The 18,132-nt window shown below is 66.0% G+C and carries 19 protein-coding genes; 15 read left to right on the forward strand and 4 right to left on the reverse strand.

All coding sequences use genetic code 11. The features are described 5' to 3' along the window. Positions 1-9: 9 nt before the first annotated feature. The 11 genes from ctaD (at position 10) to ASE61_RS04205 (ending at position 12,145) form a co-directional block, all read left to right on the forward strand. Entirely contained in the window at positions 10-1,632 is a 1,623-nt protein-coding gene (ctaD, locus tag ASE61_RS04160) for a cytochrome c oxidase subunit I (RefSeq protein ID WP_061964865.1), read from the forward strand. 143 nt (positions 1,633-1,775) lie between these two features. After that, positions 1,776-2,720 (forward strand): heme o synthase, encoded by a 945-nt coding sequence (locus ASE61_RS04165; RefSeq protein WP_061964866.1) that lies wholly within the window; start codon positions 1,776-1,778, stop codon positions 2,718-2,720. Beyond that, complete coding sequence (locus ASE61_RS26865; RefSeq protein WP_170843302.1) at positions 2,717-2,890, forward strand: hypothetical protein; 174 nt, start codon at positions 2,717-2,719, stop codon at positions 2,888-2,890. The genes ASE61_RS04165 and ASE61_RS26865 overlap by 4 nt, the downstream gene beginning before the upstream one ends. Next, the gene (locus ASE61_RS04170; RefSeq protein ID WP_061964868.1) at positions 2,890-3,501 is read left to right on the forward strand and encodes a cytochrome c oxidase assembly protein; all 612 of its coding nucleotides are present in this window, start codon (positions 2,890-2,892) and stop codon (positions 3,499-3,501) included. The genes ASE61_RS26865 and ASE61_RS04170 overlap by 1 nt, the downstream gene beginning before the upstream one ends. A 53-nt stretch (positions 3,502-3,554) precedes the next feature. Then, complete coding sequence (locus ASE61_RS04175) at positions 3,555-4,418, forward strand: cytochrome c oxidase subunit 3 (RefSeq protein ID WP_061964870.1); 864 nt, start codon at positions 3,555-3,557, stop codon at positions 4,416-4,418. A 144-nt stretch (positions 4,419-4,562) separates the two neighbouring features. Continuing rightward, positions 4,563-4,937, forward strand: coding sequence for a DUF983 domain-containing protein (locus ASE61_RS04180; protein WP_061965606.1), 375 nt, complete (start codon positions 4,563-4,565; stop codon positions 4,935-4,937). Beyond that, positions 4,934-5,698: an SURF1 family protein gene (locus ASE61_RS04185; RefSeq protein ID WP_061964872.1), complete on the forward strand. Its 765-nt coding sequence runs from the start codon at positions 4,934-4,936 to the stop codon at positions 5,696-5,698. The genes ASE61_RS04180 and ASE61_RS04185 overlap by 4 nt, the downstream gene beginning before the upstream one ends. Before the next feature lie 71 nt (positions 5,699-5,769). Next, positions 5,770-7,185 carry a threonine synthase gene (thrC, locus tag ASE61_RS04190; protein WP_061964874.1) on the forward strand — a complete coding sequence of 472 codons (1,416 nt, stop codon included), beginning with the start codon at positions 5,770-5,772 and terminating at the stop codon, positions 7,183-7,185. Positions 7,186-7,262: 77 nt separating this feature from the next. After that, positions 7,263-8,522, forward strand: coding sequence for a M16 family metallopeptidase (locus ASE61_RS04195; RefSeq protein WP_061965608.1), 1,260 nt, complete (start codon positions 7,263-7,265; stop codon positions 8,520-8,522). A gap of 6 nt (positions 8,523-8,528) precedes the next feature. Then, positions 8,529-9,128, forward strand: a complete 600-nt coding sequence (locus ASE61_RS04200; RefSeq protein ID WP_061964876.1) for a GNAT family N-acetyltransferase — start codon at positions 8,529-8,531, stop codon at positions 9,126-9,128. A 77-nt stretch (positions 9,129-9,205) separates the two neighbouring features. After that, positions 9,206-12,145, forward strand: coding sequence for an EAL domain-containing protein (locus ASE61_RS04205; protein WP_061964879.1), 2,940 nt, complete (start codon positions 9,206-9,208; stop codon positions 12,143-12,145). 114 nt (positions 12,146-12,259) lie between these two features. On the opposite strand, the gene ASE61_RS04210 is transcribed toward ASE61_RS04205, so the two are convergent. Then, on the reverse strand, positions 12,260-12,880 hold the full coding sequence (locus ASE61_RS04210) for a YqgE/AlgH family protein (RefSeq protein WP_061964880.1): 621 nt from the start codon (positions 12,878-12,880) through the stop codon (positions 12,260-12,262). Between the two features lie 252 nt (positions 12,881-13,132). Between ASE61_RS04210 and ASE61_RS04215 the strand changes: the two genes are divergently transcribed. Together ASE61_RS04215 and ASE61_RS04220 are read left to right on the forward strand one after the other, a co-directional pair. Then, positions 13,133-13,996, forward strand: coding sequence for a protein-disulfide reductase DsbD domain-containing protein (locus tag ASE61_RS04215; RefSeq protein WP_061964882.1), 864 nt, complete (start codon positions 13,133-13,135; stop codon positions 13,994-13,996). Positions 13,997-14,049: 53 nt separating this feature from the next. Further along, positions 14,050-14,535 carry a peroxiredoxin gene (locus ASE61_RS04220; protein WP_061964885.1) on the forward strand — a complete coding sequence of 162 codons (486 nt, stop codon included), beginning with the start codon at positions 14,050-14,052 and terminating at the stop codon, positions 14,533-14,535. Between the two features lie 888 nt (positions 14,536-15,423). Here ASE61_RS04220 and ASE61_RS26285 read toward each other — a convergent pair. Beyond that, entirely contained in the window at positions 15,424-15,828 is a 405-nt protein-coding gene (locus tag ASE61_RS26285) for a hypothetical protein (RefSeq protein ID WP_156406969.1), read from the reverse strand. A 126-nt stretch (positions 15,829-15,954) separates the two neighbouring features. Here ASE61_RS26285 and ASE61_RS04235 point away from each other — a divergent pair, with 126 nt between their 5' ends. Both ASE61_RS04235 and ASE61_RS04240 read left to right on the forward strand, forming a co-directional pair. After that, positions 15,955-16,185: a hypothetical protein gene (locus tag ASE61_RS04235; RefSeq protein WP_156406970.1), complete on the forward strand. Its 231-nt coding sequence runs from the start codon at positions 15,955-15,957 to the stop codon at positions 16,183-16,185. A 73-nt stretch (positions 16,186-16,258) separates the two neighbouring features. Further along, positions 16,259-16,708: a GNAT family N-acetyltransferase gene (locus tag ASE61_RS04240; RefSeq protein WP_061964893.1), complete on the forward strand. Its 450-nt coding sequence runs from the start codon at positions 16,259-16,261 to the stop codon at positions 16,706-16,708. Positions 16,709-16,711: 3 nt separating this feature from the next. Here the strand turns inward: ASE61_RS04240 and rnhA are convergent, their stop codons facing one another. Together rnhA and ASE61_RS04250 are read right to left on the reverse strand one after the other, a co-directional pair. Continuing rightward, positions 16,712-17,164: a ribonuclease HI gene (gene rnhA, locus ASE61_RS04245; RefSeq protein WP_142114924.1), complete on the reverse strand. Its 453-nt coding sequence runs from the start codon at positions 17,162-17,164 to the stop codon at positions 16,712-16,714. After that, the gene (locus tag ASE61_RS04250) at positions 17,161-18,126 is read right to left on the reverse strand and encodes a homoserine kinase (protein WP_061964897.1); all 966 of its coding nucleotides are present in this window, start codon (positions 18,124-18,126) and stop codon (positions 17,161-17,163) included. Before ASE61_RS04250 ends, rnhA begins: the two co-directional genes overlap by 4 nt. Positions 18,127-18,132 lie beyond the last annotated feature (6 nt).

An 18,132-nucleotide genomic window follows, 5' to 3' on the forward strand; every position in this document is an offset into this window, starting at 1 on the left:
AGAAGAACGATGGCAACAGCGGCTCACGCTCACGGCCATGACGAGGCCCATCACGACCATCCGACCGGATGGCGCCGGTGGCTCCTGTCGACCAACCACAAGGACATCGGCACGCTCTACCTGATCTTCTCGATCATGGCGGGGCTCGTCGGCGGCTTCCTCTCGATCATGATGCGCATCGAGCTGCAGCAGCCCGGCCTGCAGATCTTCGCCAACGGCCAGAGCTACAACGTCTTCGTCACCGGCCACGGCCTGATCATGATCTTCTTCATGGTCATGCCCGCCGTCATCGGCGGCTTCGGCAACTGGTTCGTGCCGCTGATGATCGGCGCACCGGACATGGCCTTCCCGCGGATGAACAACGTTTCGTTCTGGCTGCTGGTTGCCGCCTTCATCCTGATGATCATCTCGATGTTCATGGAGGGCGCGCCGGGCGCGCATGGCGTCGGCACGGGCTGGACGGTCTATCCGCCGTTCTCCACGACCGGCCACCCCGGCCCGTCGGTCGATTTCGGCATTCTCTCGCTCCACCTGGCCGGCGCCTCGTCGATCCTCGGTGCAATCAACTTCATCACCACGATCCTGAACATGCGCGCGCCCGGCATGACCATGCACCGCATGCCGCTGTTCGCCTGGGGCGTGCTGGTCACGGCCTTCCTGCTGCTGCTGTCGCTGCCGGTCCTGGCGGGCGCCATCACCATGCTGCTGACGGACCGCAATTTCGGCACGACCTTCTTCGACCCGTCCGGCGGCGGCGACCCGATCCTGTACCAGCATCTGTTCTGGTTCTTCGGTCACCCCGAAGTGTACATCATGATCCTGCCGGCCTTCGGCATCGTCAGCCACATCGTCTCGACCTTCTCGAAGAAGCCGATCTTCGGCTATCTCGGCATGGCCTACGCCATGGTCGCGATCGGCGTCGTCGGCTTCATCGTGTGGGCTCACCACATGTACACGGCCGGTCTGTCGCTCAACACGCAGCGCTATTTCGTGTTCGCGACGATGGTGATCGCGGTGCCGACGGGCATCAAGATCTTCTCCTGGATCGCGACGATGTGGGGCGGCTCGATCCGCTTCACCGCGCCGATGCTCTGGGCGATGGGCTTCATCTTCCTGTTCACCGTCGGTGGCGTCACCGGCGTCGTGCTGGCCAATGCCGGCGTCGACCGCTCGCTGCATGCGACCTACTACGTCGTCGCGCATTTCCACTACGTGCTGTCGCTCGGCGCCGTGTTCGGCATCTTCGCCGGCTTCTACTACTGGTTCCCGAAGATGAGCGGCTATGTGATCCCCGACTGGATCGGCCGCCTGCACTTCTGGATCGCCTTCGTCGGCGCCAACGTGCTGTTCTTCCCGCAGCACTTCCTCGGGCTCGCCGGCATGCCGCGTCATTATGTGGACTATCCGGACGCCTTCGCGCACTGGCATTTTGTGTCGTCGATCGGCTCCTACATCTTCGCGTTCGGCCTGCTGGTGTTCTTCTACGGCATCATCGTCGCCTTCGCGAAGAAGCAGCTTGCCGGTGACAATCCCTGGGGCGAAGGCGCGACGACGCTGGAATGGACGCTGCCCTCGCCGCCGCCGTTCCACCAGTTCGAGACGCTGCCGCGTATCACCGGCTCGGACCACTGATATCCAAGGCGGCGGGCCTTTCCGGCCCGCCGCCGCCCTTCCCCCGAGCGCCCCGCGGCGTTCCGGAGACGGGCGGCAACCACCGCCGCGTAGACCCAGCGCCCACGGGCGCCGTTCACAAGAGTACGAAGACGATTCGACTGATGTCTGCTGCGTTCGAAACCCGCACCGAGAGCCTGACAGCCTCCACCGGCGAAGCGCGTGACTTTTTCGCGCTGCTGAAGCCGCGCGTGATGTCACTGGTCATCGTGACCGCGCTGACCGGCATGGCCACCGCGCCGGGCTCTGTGCATCCCGTGCTCGGCCTCGCTGCCTTGCTGGCGATCGCGGTCGGCGCCGGCGCGTCGGGCTGCCTCAACATGTGGTACGACGCCGATATCGACGCGCTGATGAGCCGCACCGCCAAGCGGCCGATCCCCTCGGGCCGCGTTCTGCCCTCCGAGGCGCTGGCCTTCGGGCTGACGCTGTCGGTCGGCTCGGTTCTTGTGCTCGGCCTCGTCACCAATGCGCTCGCCGCAGCGATGCTCGCCTTCACCATCTTCTTCTACGCCGTCGTCTACTCGATGTGGCTGAAGCGCTGGACGCCGCAGAACATCGTGATCGGCGGTGCTGCCGGCGCCTTCCCGCCGATGATCGGCGAGGCCGTGGTGACCGGCAATTTCGGCTGGCACTCGCTCGTCCTGTTCGCGATCATCTTCCTGTGGACGCCGCCGCATTTCTGGGCGCTGGCGCTGGTGAAGTCCGGCGACTATGCGCGCGCCGGCATTCCGATGATGCCGAACGTCGCCGGTCCGGCCGCGACGCGCCGGCAGATCGTGCTCTATTCGCTGATCATGGCTCCGGTTGCCGTCCTGCCCGCGCTGATGGGCTTCGGCGGACTGCTTTATCTCGCCGTCTCGGTTTCGACCGGGCTCGTTATGATCGCATTGTCGATCCAGGTCTGGCTGCGGAGCGAAGGCCCGGCCGCGACCAAGGCCTGCTGGTCGCTGTTCGGCTTCTCGATCCTCTATCTGTTCCTGCTGTTCGCCGTGCTGATCGTCGAAAACGGCTTCGGCCTGATGTGGGCCCTGCCGAAGGTGCTGGGATGAGCGACCAGCGTCCTCAGCACTCCGCTCCTGCTGCGTTCTCGCCCGAGGACATGGCGCGCCGCCGCCGCCGCTCCATCGCGCTGGCGTTGGTGCTCGGCGGACTCGTGATCTTCTTCTTCGCGGTGACGCTGGTGAAAATCGGCCCCGCCGTCCTGAACCGGCCGCTGTGATGACCGATCCCGTTCTCCAGCCGCGCAAGGGCAATCCGGCGCGCACCGCACTGATCTGCACCGGCATCGCCTTCGGCATGCTCGGCGCGTCCTTCGCCGCGGTGCCGCTCTACGATCTGTTCTGCAAGGTCACCGGCTTCGGCGGCACGCCGATGACCGGAACGGCCGGCGCCGGCAGGATCCTCGACCGGACCATGTCCGTGCGCTTCGACGCCAATGTCGCGCCGGGGCTGGGCTGGAAATTCGAGGCCGAGAGCCCGGAGATCAAGGTCCAGGTCGGCGCGACCCAGACCGTCTTCTACAAGATGACGAATCGCTCGGACCGCACGGTCACCGGCATCGCGACCTACAATATCGCTCCCGAAAAGGGCGCGGCCTATTTCGTCAAGATCCAGTGCTTCTGCTTCACCGAGCATACGCTGAAGCCCGGCGAGAGCTTCGAGGCGCCGGTGGTGTTCTATATCGACCCCGAAATCGCCGATAATCGCGAGCTCGACGGGGTCCACGCCATCACGCTGTCCTATACCTATTTTGCCTCCAAGTCGGGCCAGCCCGTCGCGGAGGACAAGGCCGGCTCCGTCAAGGGTGACGCGGGCAATCCGAAACTGTAGAACGCGCTAGAGCAGAAGCGCGGACAAAAAGCCGTACGCGGAGACTGAATACGATGGCCGGGGCCCATACGAAGCACCACGACTACCACCTCGTCGATCCGAGCCCGTGGCCGCTCGTCGGCGCCGCCAGCGCGACGATCATGGCGATCGGCGCGGTGATGTGGATGAAGGCGCTGCCGGTCGGCGGCATGCATATCGGCCCGCTCGTCTTCGGCGCCGGTCTGCTCGGCGTGCTCTACACCATGCTCGCGTGGTGGATGGACGTGGTGCGCGAGGCCGAAAAGGAAGGCCACCACACCCGCGTCGTCCAGATCCATCACCGCTACGGCATGATCATGTTCATCGCCTCCGAGGTGATGTTCTTCGTCGCCTGGTTCTGGGCCTATTTCGACGCGAGCCTCTTCGTCGGCGAGGAGATCAACTATCTCCGCTACGACTTCACCGGCGGGCACTGGCCGCCCAAGGGCATCGAGACGTTCGACCCCTGGCACCTGCCGCTGCTCAACACGCTGATCCTGCTGACCTCGGGCACGACGGTCACCTGGGCGCATTACGCGCTGATCAACAATGACCGCTCAGGCCTGAAGCAGGGGCTGTGGCTCACCGTGATCCTGGGCATCCTGTTCACGATCTGCCAGCTCTACGAGTATTCGCACGCCACCTTCGCCTTCAGCGGCAATATCTACGGCGCCACCTTCTTCATGGCGACCGGCTTCCACGGCTTCCACGTCTTCATCGGCACGATCTTCCTGGCGATCTGCCTGTACCGGGCCTATCTCGGCCACTTCAAGCCGGAGCAGCATCTCGGCTTCGAGTTCGCCGCCTGGTACTGGCACTTCGTCGACGTGGTCTGGCTGTTCCTCTTCGCCGCGATCTACGTCTGGGGCGCCGGCGCGCACGCTGCCGCCGCGCACTGACCTTGCGCTCCACCGCGCTCTCGCGGTCAACGTCTGACGAGAGGCGGCCGCGAGGCCGCCTTTCCTGTTTCTGTCCTGTGATTGTGCATCGGCTTTCCCGAAAACCGCGTTCCACTTTTCGGGCCGATGCTCTGGGAGGCTGCGATGGCCAATTCTGAACCCACCCTCCCCTCTCCCTATGCGACGGGCCTGGCGGGGCGCTGCCCGCGCTGCGGCGAAGGCGCGCTGTTCGACGGCTTCCTCAAGCTCAAGCCAAGCTGCAATGCCTGTGGGCTCGACTACAAGTTCGCCGATTCGGCCGATGGCCCGGCCGTGTTCATCATGCTGATCGCCGGCTTCGTCGTGCTCGGCGCGGCGCTCTATGTCGAGATCGCCTATGAGCCGCCGATCTGGCTGCACCTGATGATGTGGCTGCCGCTGGCCATCATCCTGTGCCTCGGCCTGCTCCGGCCCATGAAGGGGCTCGCCGTCGCCCTGCAATATGCCCACAAGGCCGAGGAAGGCAGGCGAGAGCCGTGACCGCCACGTCGACACCCGCCCCGCGCAAGCCCCGGCTGTTCCTGCTGACGCTGCTGACCATCGTCGGCACCGTCGTCCTGTGCGCGCTCGGCGCCTGGCAGCTCGAGCGGATGGATGAGAAGCACGCCTATATCGACCGCCTCCAGCAGCAGGCAGCCGGAGCCCCCGCCCCGATGCCACCGAGCGCCGACTGGGCGAAGCTCGATCCTGCTGCGCTCGACCTGACCCATGTCGTCGCCAGGGGCAGCTATATCGACGGGATCGCCGGCGTCCGCACCACCATCGCCGCCGGCCCGCCCGGCAGCCGGCAGCTCTCCGGCTTCGGGCGCTGGATCTTCCAGGCGTTCAAGCTGGAGGATGGCGGCGTCATCCTGGTCAATCGCGGCTTCGTGCCGGAGGGCCGGCTCGGCCAGATCGGCCCGGCCAGCGGGCCCGATACGATCAATGGTTTCCTGCGGGCTCCGGAGGCGCGCAACAGCTTCACCCCGCAGGACCTGCCGGCGATCCGCGAATTCTACACGCGCGACCCCGCCGCGATCGCAGCCTCCCTCGGCCAGCCGCCGGCGCCGTTCTACCTGGAAGCGGCGCGCGAGGGCGACGGCATGACGCCGCCGGCCGGCGTCGATGTAGGCGAGCTGATCGGCCGCATTCCGGACAACCACCTGCAATATGCGCTGACCTGGTTCGGGCTGGCGCTGACGCTGCTCGGGGTGTTCGCCGCCTTCGTCTGGCAGGCCCGCAAGGGCGCGGCGGCAAGCTGAGCGCGCAACCCTTTTGCCGAATGCGCCGGACCGGCCTATAGCATCAGGCTGAGATCATCGAGGCCAAGACCGTGCTGCATGTTTCCACCCGGGGCGAAGCCCCGGCGCTCAGCTTTTCCGACGCATTGCTGACCGGGCTCGCCCGTGACGGCGGGCTTTATCTGCCGCAGAGCTGGCCGACGCTCTCCGCCGCGGAGATCGCCGGCTTCGCCGGCAAGCCCTATACGAGCGTCGCCGAGCGCGTGCTCGGCGCGCTGAGCGATGGCGACATCGAGAGCGGGGCGCTTTCGGGCATGATCCGCGAGGCCTATGCCGGCTTCCGCCATCCGGCCGTCTGCCCGCTGACCCAGATCGGCGACAATCTCTTCGTGCTGGAGCTGTTCCACGGCCCGACGCTCGCCTTCAAGGACGTGGCGATGCAGTTGCTCGGGCGCCTGATGGACCATGTGCTCGGCCAGCGCGGCCAGCGCGCCACCATCGTCGGCGCGACCTCGGGCGATACGGGCGGCGCGGCCATCGATGCTTTCAAGGGCTTGAAGAGCGTCGACGTCTTCATCCTCTATCCGCAGGGTCGCGTCTCGGATGTACAGCGCCGTCAGATGACGACGGTCGATGCCGAGAATGTCCATGCCATTGCGGTCGAGGGCACGTTCGACGACTGCCAGAATCTCGTGAAGGCGATGTTCAACCATCACGCCTTCCGCGACGAGATCGGCCTGTCCGGCGTCAATTCGATCAACTGGGCGCGCATCGCAGCGCAGGTGGTCTATTACTTCACGGCGGCCGTCTCGCTCGGCGGGCCGGGCCGGAAGGTCTCCTTCACCGTCCCGACCGGCAATTTCGGCGATATCCTCGCCGGCTGGGTCGCCAAGCAGATGGGCCTGCCGATCGAGCGGCTGGGCATCGCGACCAACAGCAACGACATCCTGGTGCGCACGCTCGAAACCGGCGCCTACGAGATGCGCGGCGTCGCGGCGACCACCTCGCCCTCGATGGACATCCAGATCTCCTCGAATTTCGAGCGGCTGCTGTTCGAGGCGCATGGCCGCGACGGCGCTGCCGTGCGCCGGCTGATGCAATCGCTGCAGCAATCCGGCCGCTTCGAGATCGCAGGCGAGGCGCTCCAGCGCATCCGCAGCGAGTTCGACGCGGCCTCGCAGAGCGAGGACGAGATCGCGGGCGAGATCAAGAAAAGCTGGAGCGAGGCCGGTTACCTGCTCGATCCGCATACCGCGATCGGTGTCGCCGCCGCGCGGCAGGCGCTGAAACGCGATTCGGCGACACCGATGATCGTGCTCGGCACCGCCCATCCCGCCAAGTTCCCGGCGGCGGTGAAGGCGGCAAGCGGTATCGAGCCGGCGCTTCCGGCCCATCTTGCCGACCTGATGGAGCGCAAGGAACGGATGACCATGCTGCCCAACGATCTCGGCACGATCGAGGCCTTCGTGCGCGAGCATGCGCGGGCCGTGCGCGGGGCGGCAGCGTGAGCGCGGCTGTTCCTGACGAGACCACCGAACTCGCCGCCCCCGCGCGACCGGAAGGGCCTCACGATCCCGATGTCGCGCTGACTGCCCTGCCCTCCGGCCTGCGCGTCGTTTCGCAGCGCATGGACCATGCCGCGACCGTCTCGCTCGGCATCTGGATCGGGGCCGGCTCGCGCGACGAGCTGCCGAACGAGCATGGGCTTGCCCATCTGCTCGAGCATATGGCGTTCAAGGGCACGGCGCGCCGCAGCGCGCTCGCGATCGCCGAGGAGATCGAGAGCGTCGGCGGCGATCTCAATGCCGCGACCTCGGTCGAATATACCTGCTACACCGCCCGCGTGCTCGGCTCCGACCTGGGCCTGGCCGTCGACATTCTCGCCGACATCATCACCTCGCCGTCGCTGACCGAGGAGGAATTGAAGCGCGAGAAGGGCGTGATCCTGCAGGAGATCTCGGCCGTCCAGGATACGCCCGACGATCTCGTCTACGATCGCTTCCTGCAGGCCGCCTTCCCGGACCAGCCGATCGGCCGGCCGATCCTCGGCACCGCCAAGACGGTCAAGAGCTTCACGCCCGGCGCGATCCGCGCCTATCTCGCGCGCAACTATCATGCCGGCAACATGGTGCTCGCCGCGTCGGGCGCCGTCGATCATGACGAGCTCGTCGCTCTCGCCAGCCAGCATCTGTCGAATCTTCCGGCACCGCCGGCCGCGCCTCTCGCGCGCGAAGCCGGCGAGTACCGCGGCGGCGAAGCGCGCATCGGCAGCGACGAGGAACAGGTCCATCTCGTGCTCGGCCTGCCCGGCCTGCCCTTCACCGGCGGCACGCATTACCCGCTCCAGATCTTCGCCTCGGTGCTCGGCGGCGGCTTGTCGTCGCGCCTGTTCCAGGAGGTGCGCGAGCAGCGCGGCCTCGCCTATGCGATCGATGCCTTCCACTGGCCCTTCTCCGATTGCGGCGTCTTCGGCATCGGCGCCGGGACCGCTCCGGAGGATGCGGGCGAACTGATCGAGGTCGCGCTCGGCTGCCTGCGCCAGGCGGCGGAAGACGTCAGCGAGGCCGAAGTCGCGCGTGCTCGCGCTCAGATGAAGGTCGGGCTGCTGGCTTCGCTGGAGAGCCCCGGCGGCAAGCTCGAGCAGATGGCGCGGCAGGTTCTGCTCTTCGGCCGGGCGATCCCGCGCGAGGAGCTCGCGGCCCGGCTCGATGCCGTGACGCTCGAGGATGTGCGCGCCGCCGGCCGCTCGCTGTTGGGCCACCAGCCGACGATCGCGGCTGTCGGCCCGACTCAGGGACTGCCGCCGGCCAAGCGCCTGCGCCACGCGGCCCGGGCTGCGGACTGAACCGCAATGGCGCTCTTCCGTTTCCCGAGCGAGCCGCCAAGCCGCCCGCTGATCCGGACGCCGAATCTCTATCTGCGCGCACCGCAAGCCGGCGACCATGCGGCCTGGAGCGCGCTGCGCATGGAAAGCCGGGAATTCCTGGCGCCGTGGGAACCGACCTGGAACGAGGACGACCTCACCCGCACCTCCTTCCGGCTACGCGCCAAGCGGGCAGCCCGCGAAATCTCGACCGACGAGGCCTATTCGCTCTTCATCTTCGAGACGCATACGGAGACCCTGCTCGGCGGGCTGACCCTCGGGTTGGTCCGCCGGGGCGTCGCGCAGGCCTGCACGCTCGGCTACTGGATGGGGCGGCGCCATGCCGGCAAGGGCCATATGACGGAGGCCGTGCGCGGCGCCGTGCGCTTCGCCTTCTCCGATCTCGCCCTGCACCGGGTCGAGGCGGCCTGCCTGCCGAACAACGAGCCCTCGCGGCGCCTGCTCGAACGGGTCGGTTTCCGGCATGAAGGACTGGCGCGCGCCTATCTCAAGATCAACGGAAACTGGGCCGATCACCTGCTTTACGGCGTGCTGGCCAGCGACGTGCCGCCCGGAAACAGGCCGTGATCGCCGCGGTTGATCACAGGCCAGCTCCGCCTTGCCCTTGCCATCAGCGGCCGATAGGGCTTTTCGTTAAATTTCGAATGATCGCTTCCCGCCTGAGAGCCGAGCACAGCTTGTCCATTTCCGAGCGCATCTTCCGGGCCGGCCTCGTTCTGGCCGGCCTTGTCCTGTGGTTCTGCGCGACTGCCCTGCCGGCCCAGGCCGTCGAGGCGGTCCGCGTTCCCGTCGATGCCCCCGTGATCGACCTCACCCATGTCGTCGAGCGCAACAAGTCCGACGGCGACGTCATCCAGATCTCCACCGCGCCGGGGCCGGACGGCATCGTCCGGCGCATCGCCGTCAAAGCCCGCGAGGCCGGCGCCCGCCCGGACTGGATCGTCTTCGCGCTGACGAATGATTCCGACGAGCAGATCGACCGCCTGCTGGTCGCGCCGTTCCATCGGCTGATCGGCTCCGGCGTGGTCTGGCCCGATCTCGGCGACAAGCGCATCGAGGCGGTGACCGCGAGCCAGGGCCTCTCACCCGACCGCGAGCCCAGCCCCGATGCCGATGTCTTCCTGATCACGCTCGACCCCGGCACGACCGTGACCTTCGTCGCCGAGCTGAAATCGCCGAACCTGCCGCAGCTCTATCTCTACGAGGCCGAGGCCTATCGGCAGAAGACCAACGGGCTGACGCTCTACAAGGGCATCATCATCGGCATCGCCGGCCTGCTCGCGCTGTTCCTCACCATCATCTTCGTGGTCAAGGGCGCGGTGATCTTTCCGGCCGCAGCAGCGCTGGCCTGGGCGGTCCTGGCCTATGCCGGCCTCGATTTCGGCTTCTTCCAGCGCCTGTTTCCGCTGACGCCGGCGATCGAACGAATCTACCGCGCCGGCGCGGAGGTGGTGCTGGCGGCGACGCTGCTCGTCTTCCTCTTCGCCTATCTCAACCTGTCCCGCTGGCATGTGCGCTACGGCCATGTCACGGCGATCTGGATTCTCGGCCTTGCCGGGCTGATCGGCCTGGCCGTCTTCGACGCGCCGATGGCGTCCGGCATCGCGCGCATCTCGATCGCGGCCGTGGCGGCGATCGGCTTCATCCTCGTCGTGCATCTGGCGACGCATGGCTACGAGCGGGCGGTGATGCTGATCCCGACCTGGTTCCTGCTCGCAGTCTGGGTCACCGCCGCGAGCTTCACCGTGACCGGGCAGTTCCAGCGTGATCTCGTCGCCCCCGCCTTGTTGGGCGGCCTCGTCCTGATCGTGCTGCTGATCGGTTTCACCGTGATCCAGCATGCCTTTGCCGGCGGCGCGATCTCGCAGGGTCTGGTCTCGGATACGGAGCGCCGGGCGCTTGCCCTCTCCGGCTCCGGCGACCTTGTCTTCGACTGGGATGTCAGCTCCGACAAGGTCTTCGTCTCCCCGCAGATTGAGGCGCTGCTCGGCCTGCCCAAGGGCTCGCTCGAAGGCTCGGCCGCGCGCTGGCTGGAGCACATGCACGTCGCCGATCGCGACCGCTATCGCGTCACGCTCGATGCCGTTCTGGAGCAGCGCCGCGGCAAGCTCAATCTCGACCTGCGCCTGCGCGCCGCCAGCGGCGCCTATCACTGGGTCAACGTCAAGGCGCGCCCGGTGATCGGCTCTGACGGCGAGGTCATCCGCGTCATCGGGACGCTCACCGACGTCACCGAGCAGCGCACCGCGCAGGAGCGGCTGCTGCACGACGCCGTCCATGACAATCTGACCGGCCTACCCAACCGCAAGCTGTTCCAGGACCGGCTGGGGGCGATCTTCGGCTTCACCCGTGCCGACGACAATATCCGCCCGACCGTGCTGGTCATCGATGTCGACCGCTTCAAGCAGGTGAACGAGTCGGTCGGGTTCTCCGCCGGCGATTCGATCCTGCTGACGCTGGCGCGCCGTCTCGGCCGCCTGCTGCGCGCACAGGACACGCTCGCCCGCATCGGCGGCGACACCTTCGCCATGATCCTCGTCTCGGAGCGCGATCCCGAGCGCATCCTGGCCTTGGCCGAGCTGGTGCGCCGCGCCGTCTCGACGCCGATCACCTATGCCGAGCGCGAGATCGTGCTGACGCCCTCGATCGGGCTTGCGCTGTTCGATCCGGCGCCGGCCTCGCGCAAGGAAGACGCGCTGAAGAACGCCGAGCTCGCCATGGCCCATGCCAAGCGTCAGGGCGGCAACAAGATCGAGGTCTTCGTGCCGGCGATGCGGACCGACCGCAACGACCGGCTCGCGCTGGAAAGCGACCTGCGCCGGGCGATCGAGCGCGGCGAGATCCAGGTCGTGTACCAGCCGATCGTCCGGCTGGAGGACCGCACCATCGCCGGGTTCGAGGCGCTGGTGCGCTGGGACCATCCGCGCGAAGGCCGATTGATGCCGCAGGACTTCCTCGCCATCGCCGAGGAAACCGGGCTGATCGTCGATCTCGGCGTCTATGTCATGGACAAGACCGCGCGCGAGCTGGAGGCCTGGCAGGCGGCGCTCGAGGTCGACCCGCCGATCTTCGCCAGCGTCAACGTCTCCAGCCGGCAATTGCTGCGCCATGACCTGCTGCATGACGTGAAGACCGTGCTCGGCCGGCGGCGCGTGCTGCCGGGTACGCTGAAGCTGGAGATCACCGAGAGCCTCGTCATGGAGAATCCGGAATATGCCGCGCAGATGCTGCAGCGCATCCGCGATCTCGGCGCCGGCCTCTCGCTCGACGATTTCGGCACGGGCTATTCCTCGCTGTCCTATCTGCAGCGCTTCCCCTTCGACACCATCAAGATCGACCAGAGCTTCGTGCGCCAGATGGGCAATGGCCGCCCGCCGGTGATCTTGCGCTCGATCGTGCAGCTCGCCGCCGATCTCCACATGGATGTCGTCGCCGAGGGCGCGGAGAGCGAGTCGGATGCGATCGAGCTCTACCAGCTCGGCTGCCAGTATGCGCAGGGCTACATCTTCGGCCAGCCGATGACGGCGGCGGAAGCACGCCGGCTGATGGGTGCCGCGGCTGCGGCGGCGACCGAAGCGGCTTGATCAAGGCGTCATGCTCGGGCTTGACCCGAGCATCTCGGGGCGGAAAAGCGCCTATCCTGCCTGAGATTCTCGGGTCTTTGCTTCGCTTCGCCCGAGAATGACGGCCGCCGGAACTCAGGCGTGCCCGGCCTCGCGCGACAGGAACGCCGGGTCGATGCCGATCTTGTTCAGTGCCCGGCTGTACTTGGTCTCGACGCCCTCGTCGAAGAGCAGTTCGGGATCGGCAGCGCAATGCAGCCAGCCATTGGACTGAATCTCGGCTTCGAGCTGGCCGGCGGCCCAGCCGGCATAGCCCAGCGCCAGCACCGCATTCTCCGGCCCGTCGCCATTGGCGATGGCGCGCAGGATGTCCAGCGTCGCCGTCAGGCAGATGCCTTCGTCGATCGGCAGGGTCGCCGATTCCAGAAAGAAATCGGCGCTGTGCAGGACGAAGCCGCGCTTGGTCTCGACCGGGCCGCCACGCAGCACCTGCATCCGCTCGGCCCGGCTCGGCAGCCGGATCAGCTCCTCGGAGGGAATCACGTCGAGCTGGACGAGCAGCTCGGTGAACTTCGTGTCGCCCGCCGGTTTGTTGACGATGATGCCCATCGCCCCGTCCTCGGAATGGGCGCAGACATAGACGACGCTGCGGCTGAAGCGCGTATCGGCCATGCCCGGCATCGCGATCAGGCATTGCCCGTCGAGATAGCTGCGGCCAGCGGTGCGCGATTGTGAGCCGATCTTCATGGGGAGCATGCTAGAGGCTGTCGGGGAGGGTCGGCAAGGCTTGGCTTGCAGCCGCGCCCTGTCGAAGGGCGCACAGGCCGTAGCGTTGCCGCCCGGATCACGTTCGCGTGCGCGTGTGCCATCGCGACGGTCCGCGGTCGCACTATCGCGATTGTGCCCCAATCCTGCGCAAGGTTCGGGACGTGTCACATGGGCACGGACCGGCGGAGGATGACAGGTTTTGTTCGCTTTTCAGGGTCGCAATCGGTAAAGGCTGGACCCGTGAACCGCATTCTTCCCCTGCTCGCCCTGCTGCCCCTGGCGCTCGGCTCCGCTGCTCGCGCCCAGGAGGCGATGACCGAGGCCGCCACCTCGCCCTGGTCGGCGAGCGAGCACGCGAAGCTGCGCCTGATCGCCGGCCCGACCACCGCGACCGGCAAGCAGCGTGTCGGCGTCGAGATCGCGATGTCGCCGGGCTACAAGACCTATTGGCGCAGCCCCGGGCAGTTCGGCGTGCCGCCGGCTTTCGACTGGTCGGGCTCGACCAATATCGGCGGGCTCGACGTGCGCTGGCCGGTGCCGGAGCGTTTCCAGGATTCGGCAGGCTACTCCATCGGCTATGCCGGCGAGGTCGTGATCCCGATCTCGGTCCAGCCCGTCGATCCGTCGCGGCCGGTGCTGGTCGTGCTCAAGCTCGACTATGCCGTCTGCGAGAAAATCTGCATTCCCGCCAAGGGCGAGGCGAGCCTGTGGCTTGAGCCCGGCGTGACGATGGTGACCTCGCCCCGCCTCGAAAGCTACGAGGCGCGCGTGCCGGTGCCGGCCAAGCCCGGAACCCACAAGGAGAAGATCGCGATCATCGAGGCCGGGCCCGATGACAGCGTGGTCGATCCGGGCCTGCGGCTCGTGCTGCAGCCGCCGCCGGAAGGCCGCATCGAGGACGTTTTCGTCGAGGGATCGGGCATGTGGTCTTTCGGCAAATCCCGCCTGACGGCGCAGGCGGACGGGACGGTCGTCGCCCAGATCCGGATCGACGAGCGGCCGAAGGGCGCGGCTGGCCCGACCCCGCTGATCTTCACCGTGCGCGGCACGCCGCGGCCGATCGAGACGCGGCTGGAACTCGACATCCCCGCCGGCAAGCCCTAATCCGTCAAGCCGGGCGGCCCGGTTGGCCGCAGGCTTCACGGAGAGACAGGCTCATGACCATCAAGGTGGGTGACAAGCTTCCACAGGCGACGTTCCGCGTCATGACCGCCGACGGCCCTGCCGCGCGCACGACCGACGACCTGTTCAGCGGCAAGAAGGTGGTGCTCTTCGCCGTTCCCGGCGCCTTCACCCCGACCTGCCACCGCAACCATCTGCCGGGCTATCTGGAGAAGGCGGCCGAGATCAAGGCGAAGGGCGTCGACGCCATCATGGTGACCAGCACCAACGACGTCTTCGTCATGGACGCCTGGTCGAAGGCGACCGGCGGTACCGGCGTGATCGAGTTCCTCTCGGACGGCAATGCCGATTTCGCCAAGGAAATCGGCCTCTCGATGGACGGCTCGGGCTTCGGCCTCGGTACCCGCTCGCAGCGCTACTCGATGCTGGTCGAGGACGGCGTGGTGAAGGAGCTCAATGTCGAGGAAGCCGCCGGCAAGGCGGAAGCCTCCGGCGCCGCAGCGATGATCGACAAGCTCTGAGCGCGGCAACGCACTGAGACAGATTGGAGCCCGCGCAGCCGCTGCGCGGGCTTTTTTGTTGGCTGGCCGGATAGGGTAAATGTCTGCAAGGGGTCGTCAGCGGACGTTGCAAGTCTGCTGGTCGCCGCTGTAAAATCAGACCAGATCACCGTCCTGATTGGCTCGCCATGTATTTCAAGAGCACGGCTTGGTTCGCCTTGACCTGCGGGTTGTTCTTCTGCGCGGCGTTTTCGACGACCTTCGGCGCTCTCATGTGGTTGTTGGATCAGCGTCTGACGTGGCCTATGCCAGGAGCGCATAAGCTTATGGCTATCGGATGCTTGATCGCTGCGGCACAGGCAACAGACCGGTTCTGGCGAGTTTTCCTGCTTCGGGAGTGAGTGCGTCCGCAATGGTTCGGAAGCGGACAAAGAAGGAGTCTTCAGCCGAGCCCCCGCGTCCGCCTCATACGAACTCGTCGCTTCAATTCGTCCATGATGTCCTTGATCTCACAATCCAGAACATAAAGGTCGCCTAGGGAGCGTCGGTTCAGAGGAGCGTCGTACCAGAAGCCCATGAGGCGATAAAAAATTCGAGCGTGCAGTAAGCCCCTGCCGAACGGCATCCCGGCGCCGCCGCTGTATATCCACCGGTTGGCACGATCTCCTGCACGCGGGGCAAGCTCCTCGCGATGTGCGATACTTTTATCCAGGTGAGCGGCTAGCTGCTCGTCGGTCAACTTGGCGAGGTCGCCGCGAAGGTTGATGCCAAGCCTCAAAGGCGCCCCCGAATTCGATGGCTCACGATGGCCCGAATTCTACGCCGCGACAATTCCATCTATGCGTCGGAAGGAGGCGTTGATCGCGTTGCAAAAATCTCCGGCTTCATTGCTCGACCCTCGATGGGTTGTCAGCGTTTCGGAGTGATAGTCATCGTCTTTAATAGGGAAACCGTCTCTATATCACCACAAGGCGAGACGCCGACCTCATGATCTTTGTTGTGCAATCGATAGATGAAATAGCTTCGACCATTATTGCGAATTGAATTTAGTTTATTTGACAATGAAAAATTATCGGTTACATCGTCACCCTTGACATAATCGCCCCAATGCGCCCTTTGAAGCAATCGAAATAAATGCGGATTACTGGTAAGCGTAACGGCTTGATCAGCTTTTATCGTTTCAAGCACGCCAGAGTTGCAATCTTTTCGGCCATCACGGGCAAATATACCCCGATGAGGCACGCCAAGATCGTCAACAAATAAGTGAGCTTCTTCATCCACCCACCACGCCTCAGCTGAGCCTGAAATTGCCACGCGGCCTACCCTGCCACGGAAGGAGCCAGACGTCAGCAACGGGTCGGAAGCGGACCTAGCTTTTGACATTGCGAGGCGTGCGCGGCCTCTTAAATTGCTCCATTTCTCTGGTACATGGGGGAGCACATGCCGTTTCAAGGCTTCGTTGTCGAACCTGCGGAGCTGGCAAAATTGGCTGGCGCTTTCGACGCAGCTTGGATGGCGGTAAACAGCGTCAACACCGTCGGCGGCCAGCAGCAGAGGCGGGCGAGAGCCCGCCTGGCGGCCATCATTCTCGATCTTTGGAGGGAAGATCCCGCTCAGGCTTTGAGCGCCAGCGCTGTCGAGCGCTTCCTGGCATCAGACCAGCCCAACTGATCGATCCGATCTGCGCTTGTCATGAGACAAGCCGCGAAGCCCCGGCTAGCTTCCGGATCGGAGGAGAACACCGATGGCCGAGATCACCATTCGCCCGCTTGCCGCGACCGACCGGGAGGCATGGACGCCGCTCTGGCATGGCTACCTGACCTTCTACAAGGCGACGCTGCCGCCGGAGATCGACGCGATCACCTTCGGGCGCCTGACCGGCGGCCAGGAGCCGATGGGCGGCTTCCTTGCCTTCGAGGGCGACAAGGCGCTCGGCATGGTCAACTGGGTCATCCACCGCACGACCTGGAGCGAGAAGCCGATCTGCTATCTGCAGGACCTGTTCACCGTGCCGGAATCACGCGGCGCCGGCGTCGGCCGCAAGCTGATCGAGGCCGTGAACCAGATGGCGCGGGCGAAGAACTGCTACCGCGTCTACTGGCAGACGCATGAATCCAACCTGCAGGGACAGGCGCTCTACGACAAGGTCGCCGACAAATCTGGCTTCATCGTCTACCGCCAGCCGCTGGGCTGAGCCTCAACGGCCGCCGCTCTTGAACGGCGCCATGCCGGCTCGCGCCAGGGCGTCGGCGCGCTCGTTCATCGCGTCGCCGGCATGGCCCTTGACCCATTTCCACTCGATCTTGTGGCGGCCGAGCGCCGCTTCGAGGCGCTGCCAGAGCTCGGCGTTCTTGACCGGCTTGCGGTCGGCCGTCTTCCAGCCGTTCTTCTTCCAGCCATGAATCCAGCCGGTGATGCCCTGCCGCAGATACTGGCTGTCTGTGTGCAGCGCGACCGTGACCGGCCGCTTCAATGCCTCCAGCGCCGCGATCGCCGCCATCAGCTCCATCCGGTTATTGGTGGTCTGCGCCTCGCCGCCCGAAAGCTCCTTCTCGACGCCGTTGAAGGTCAGGATGGCACCCCAGCCGCCGGGGCCGGGATTGCCCGAACAGGCGCCATCCGTCCAGACTTCGACCGTATCAGCACTCACCGCTTCAGCCCGTATTCGCGGGCATCGGCGACGCGCTGGTGGAAGGCAAGCTTGCGGTCGTATTCGAGCGGATCATGCGGCTTGACCAGCGCGCCGGCCGGCACGTTCAGCCAATCGACCAATCGCGTCAGCAGGAAGCGTAAGGCGCTGCCCCGGCAGAGCTGCGGCAGTGCCTCGACCTCCGCCTCGTTCAGCACCCGCACGCTCTCGTAGCCGGCCAGCATGGCCTGGCCCTTGGTCAGGTTGAACGAGCCGTCGGCCTCGAAGCACCAGGAATTCAGGCAGATCGCGAGGTCATAGGCATAGGCGTCGGTGCAGGCGAAATAGAAGTCGATCAGGCCCGAGAGCCTGTCGCCGAGGAAGAAGACGTTGTTGGGAAAGAGATCGGCATGGATCACGCCACGCGGCAGGTCTTGCGGCCAGCCCGCCTCATGCACGGCGATCTCGGCGGCGACGCGGCGCGTAAGCCCCGGCGAGACCTTGTCGGCATCCGCGCCTGCCTGCTCGGCCAGCGGGCGCCAACCCGGCACGGAAAGCGCATTGACCCGCTCCATCGCGAAATCGGCCCCGGCCTGATGCAGCAAAGCGAGGCCGCGGCCGAGTTCCTGGCAATGCGCGGCGGTCGGGCGACGTACAGAGAGGCCGTCGAGGAAGGTGACGATCGCGGCCGGGCGACCCGCGAGGCGGCCGAGCATCTCGCCGCGGCTGTCGCTGACCGGCTGCGGGCAGATCACCCCGCGCGAGGCGAGATGCTGGATCAGACCGAGGAAGAACGGCAGGTCGTCCGGGTTCACCCGCTTCTCGTAGAGGGTGAGGATGAAGGACCCTTGCGTCGTGCGGATGAGGTAGTTCGAGTTCTCGACGCCCTCGGCGATGCCCTTGGCGGAGAGGAGTTCGCCGATGCCGTAGCGCGCCACGAAGGCGGCCATCTCGTCATCGGGCACTTCGGTATAGACGGCCACGATCGT

This window comes from Allobosea sp. Root670, from assembly GCF_001429415.1.
Taxonomy (GTDB): Bacteria; Pseudomonadota; Alphaproteobacteria; order Rhizobiales; family Beijerinckiaceae; genus Allobosea; species Allobosea robiniae.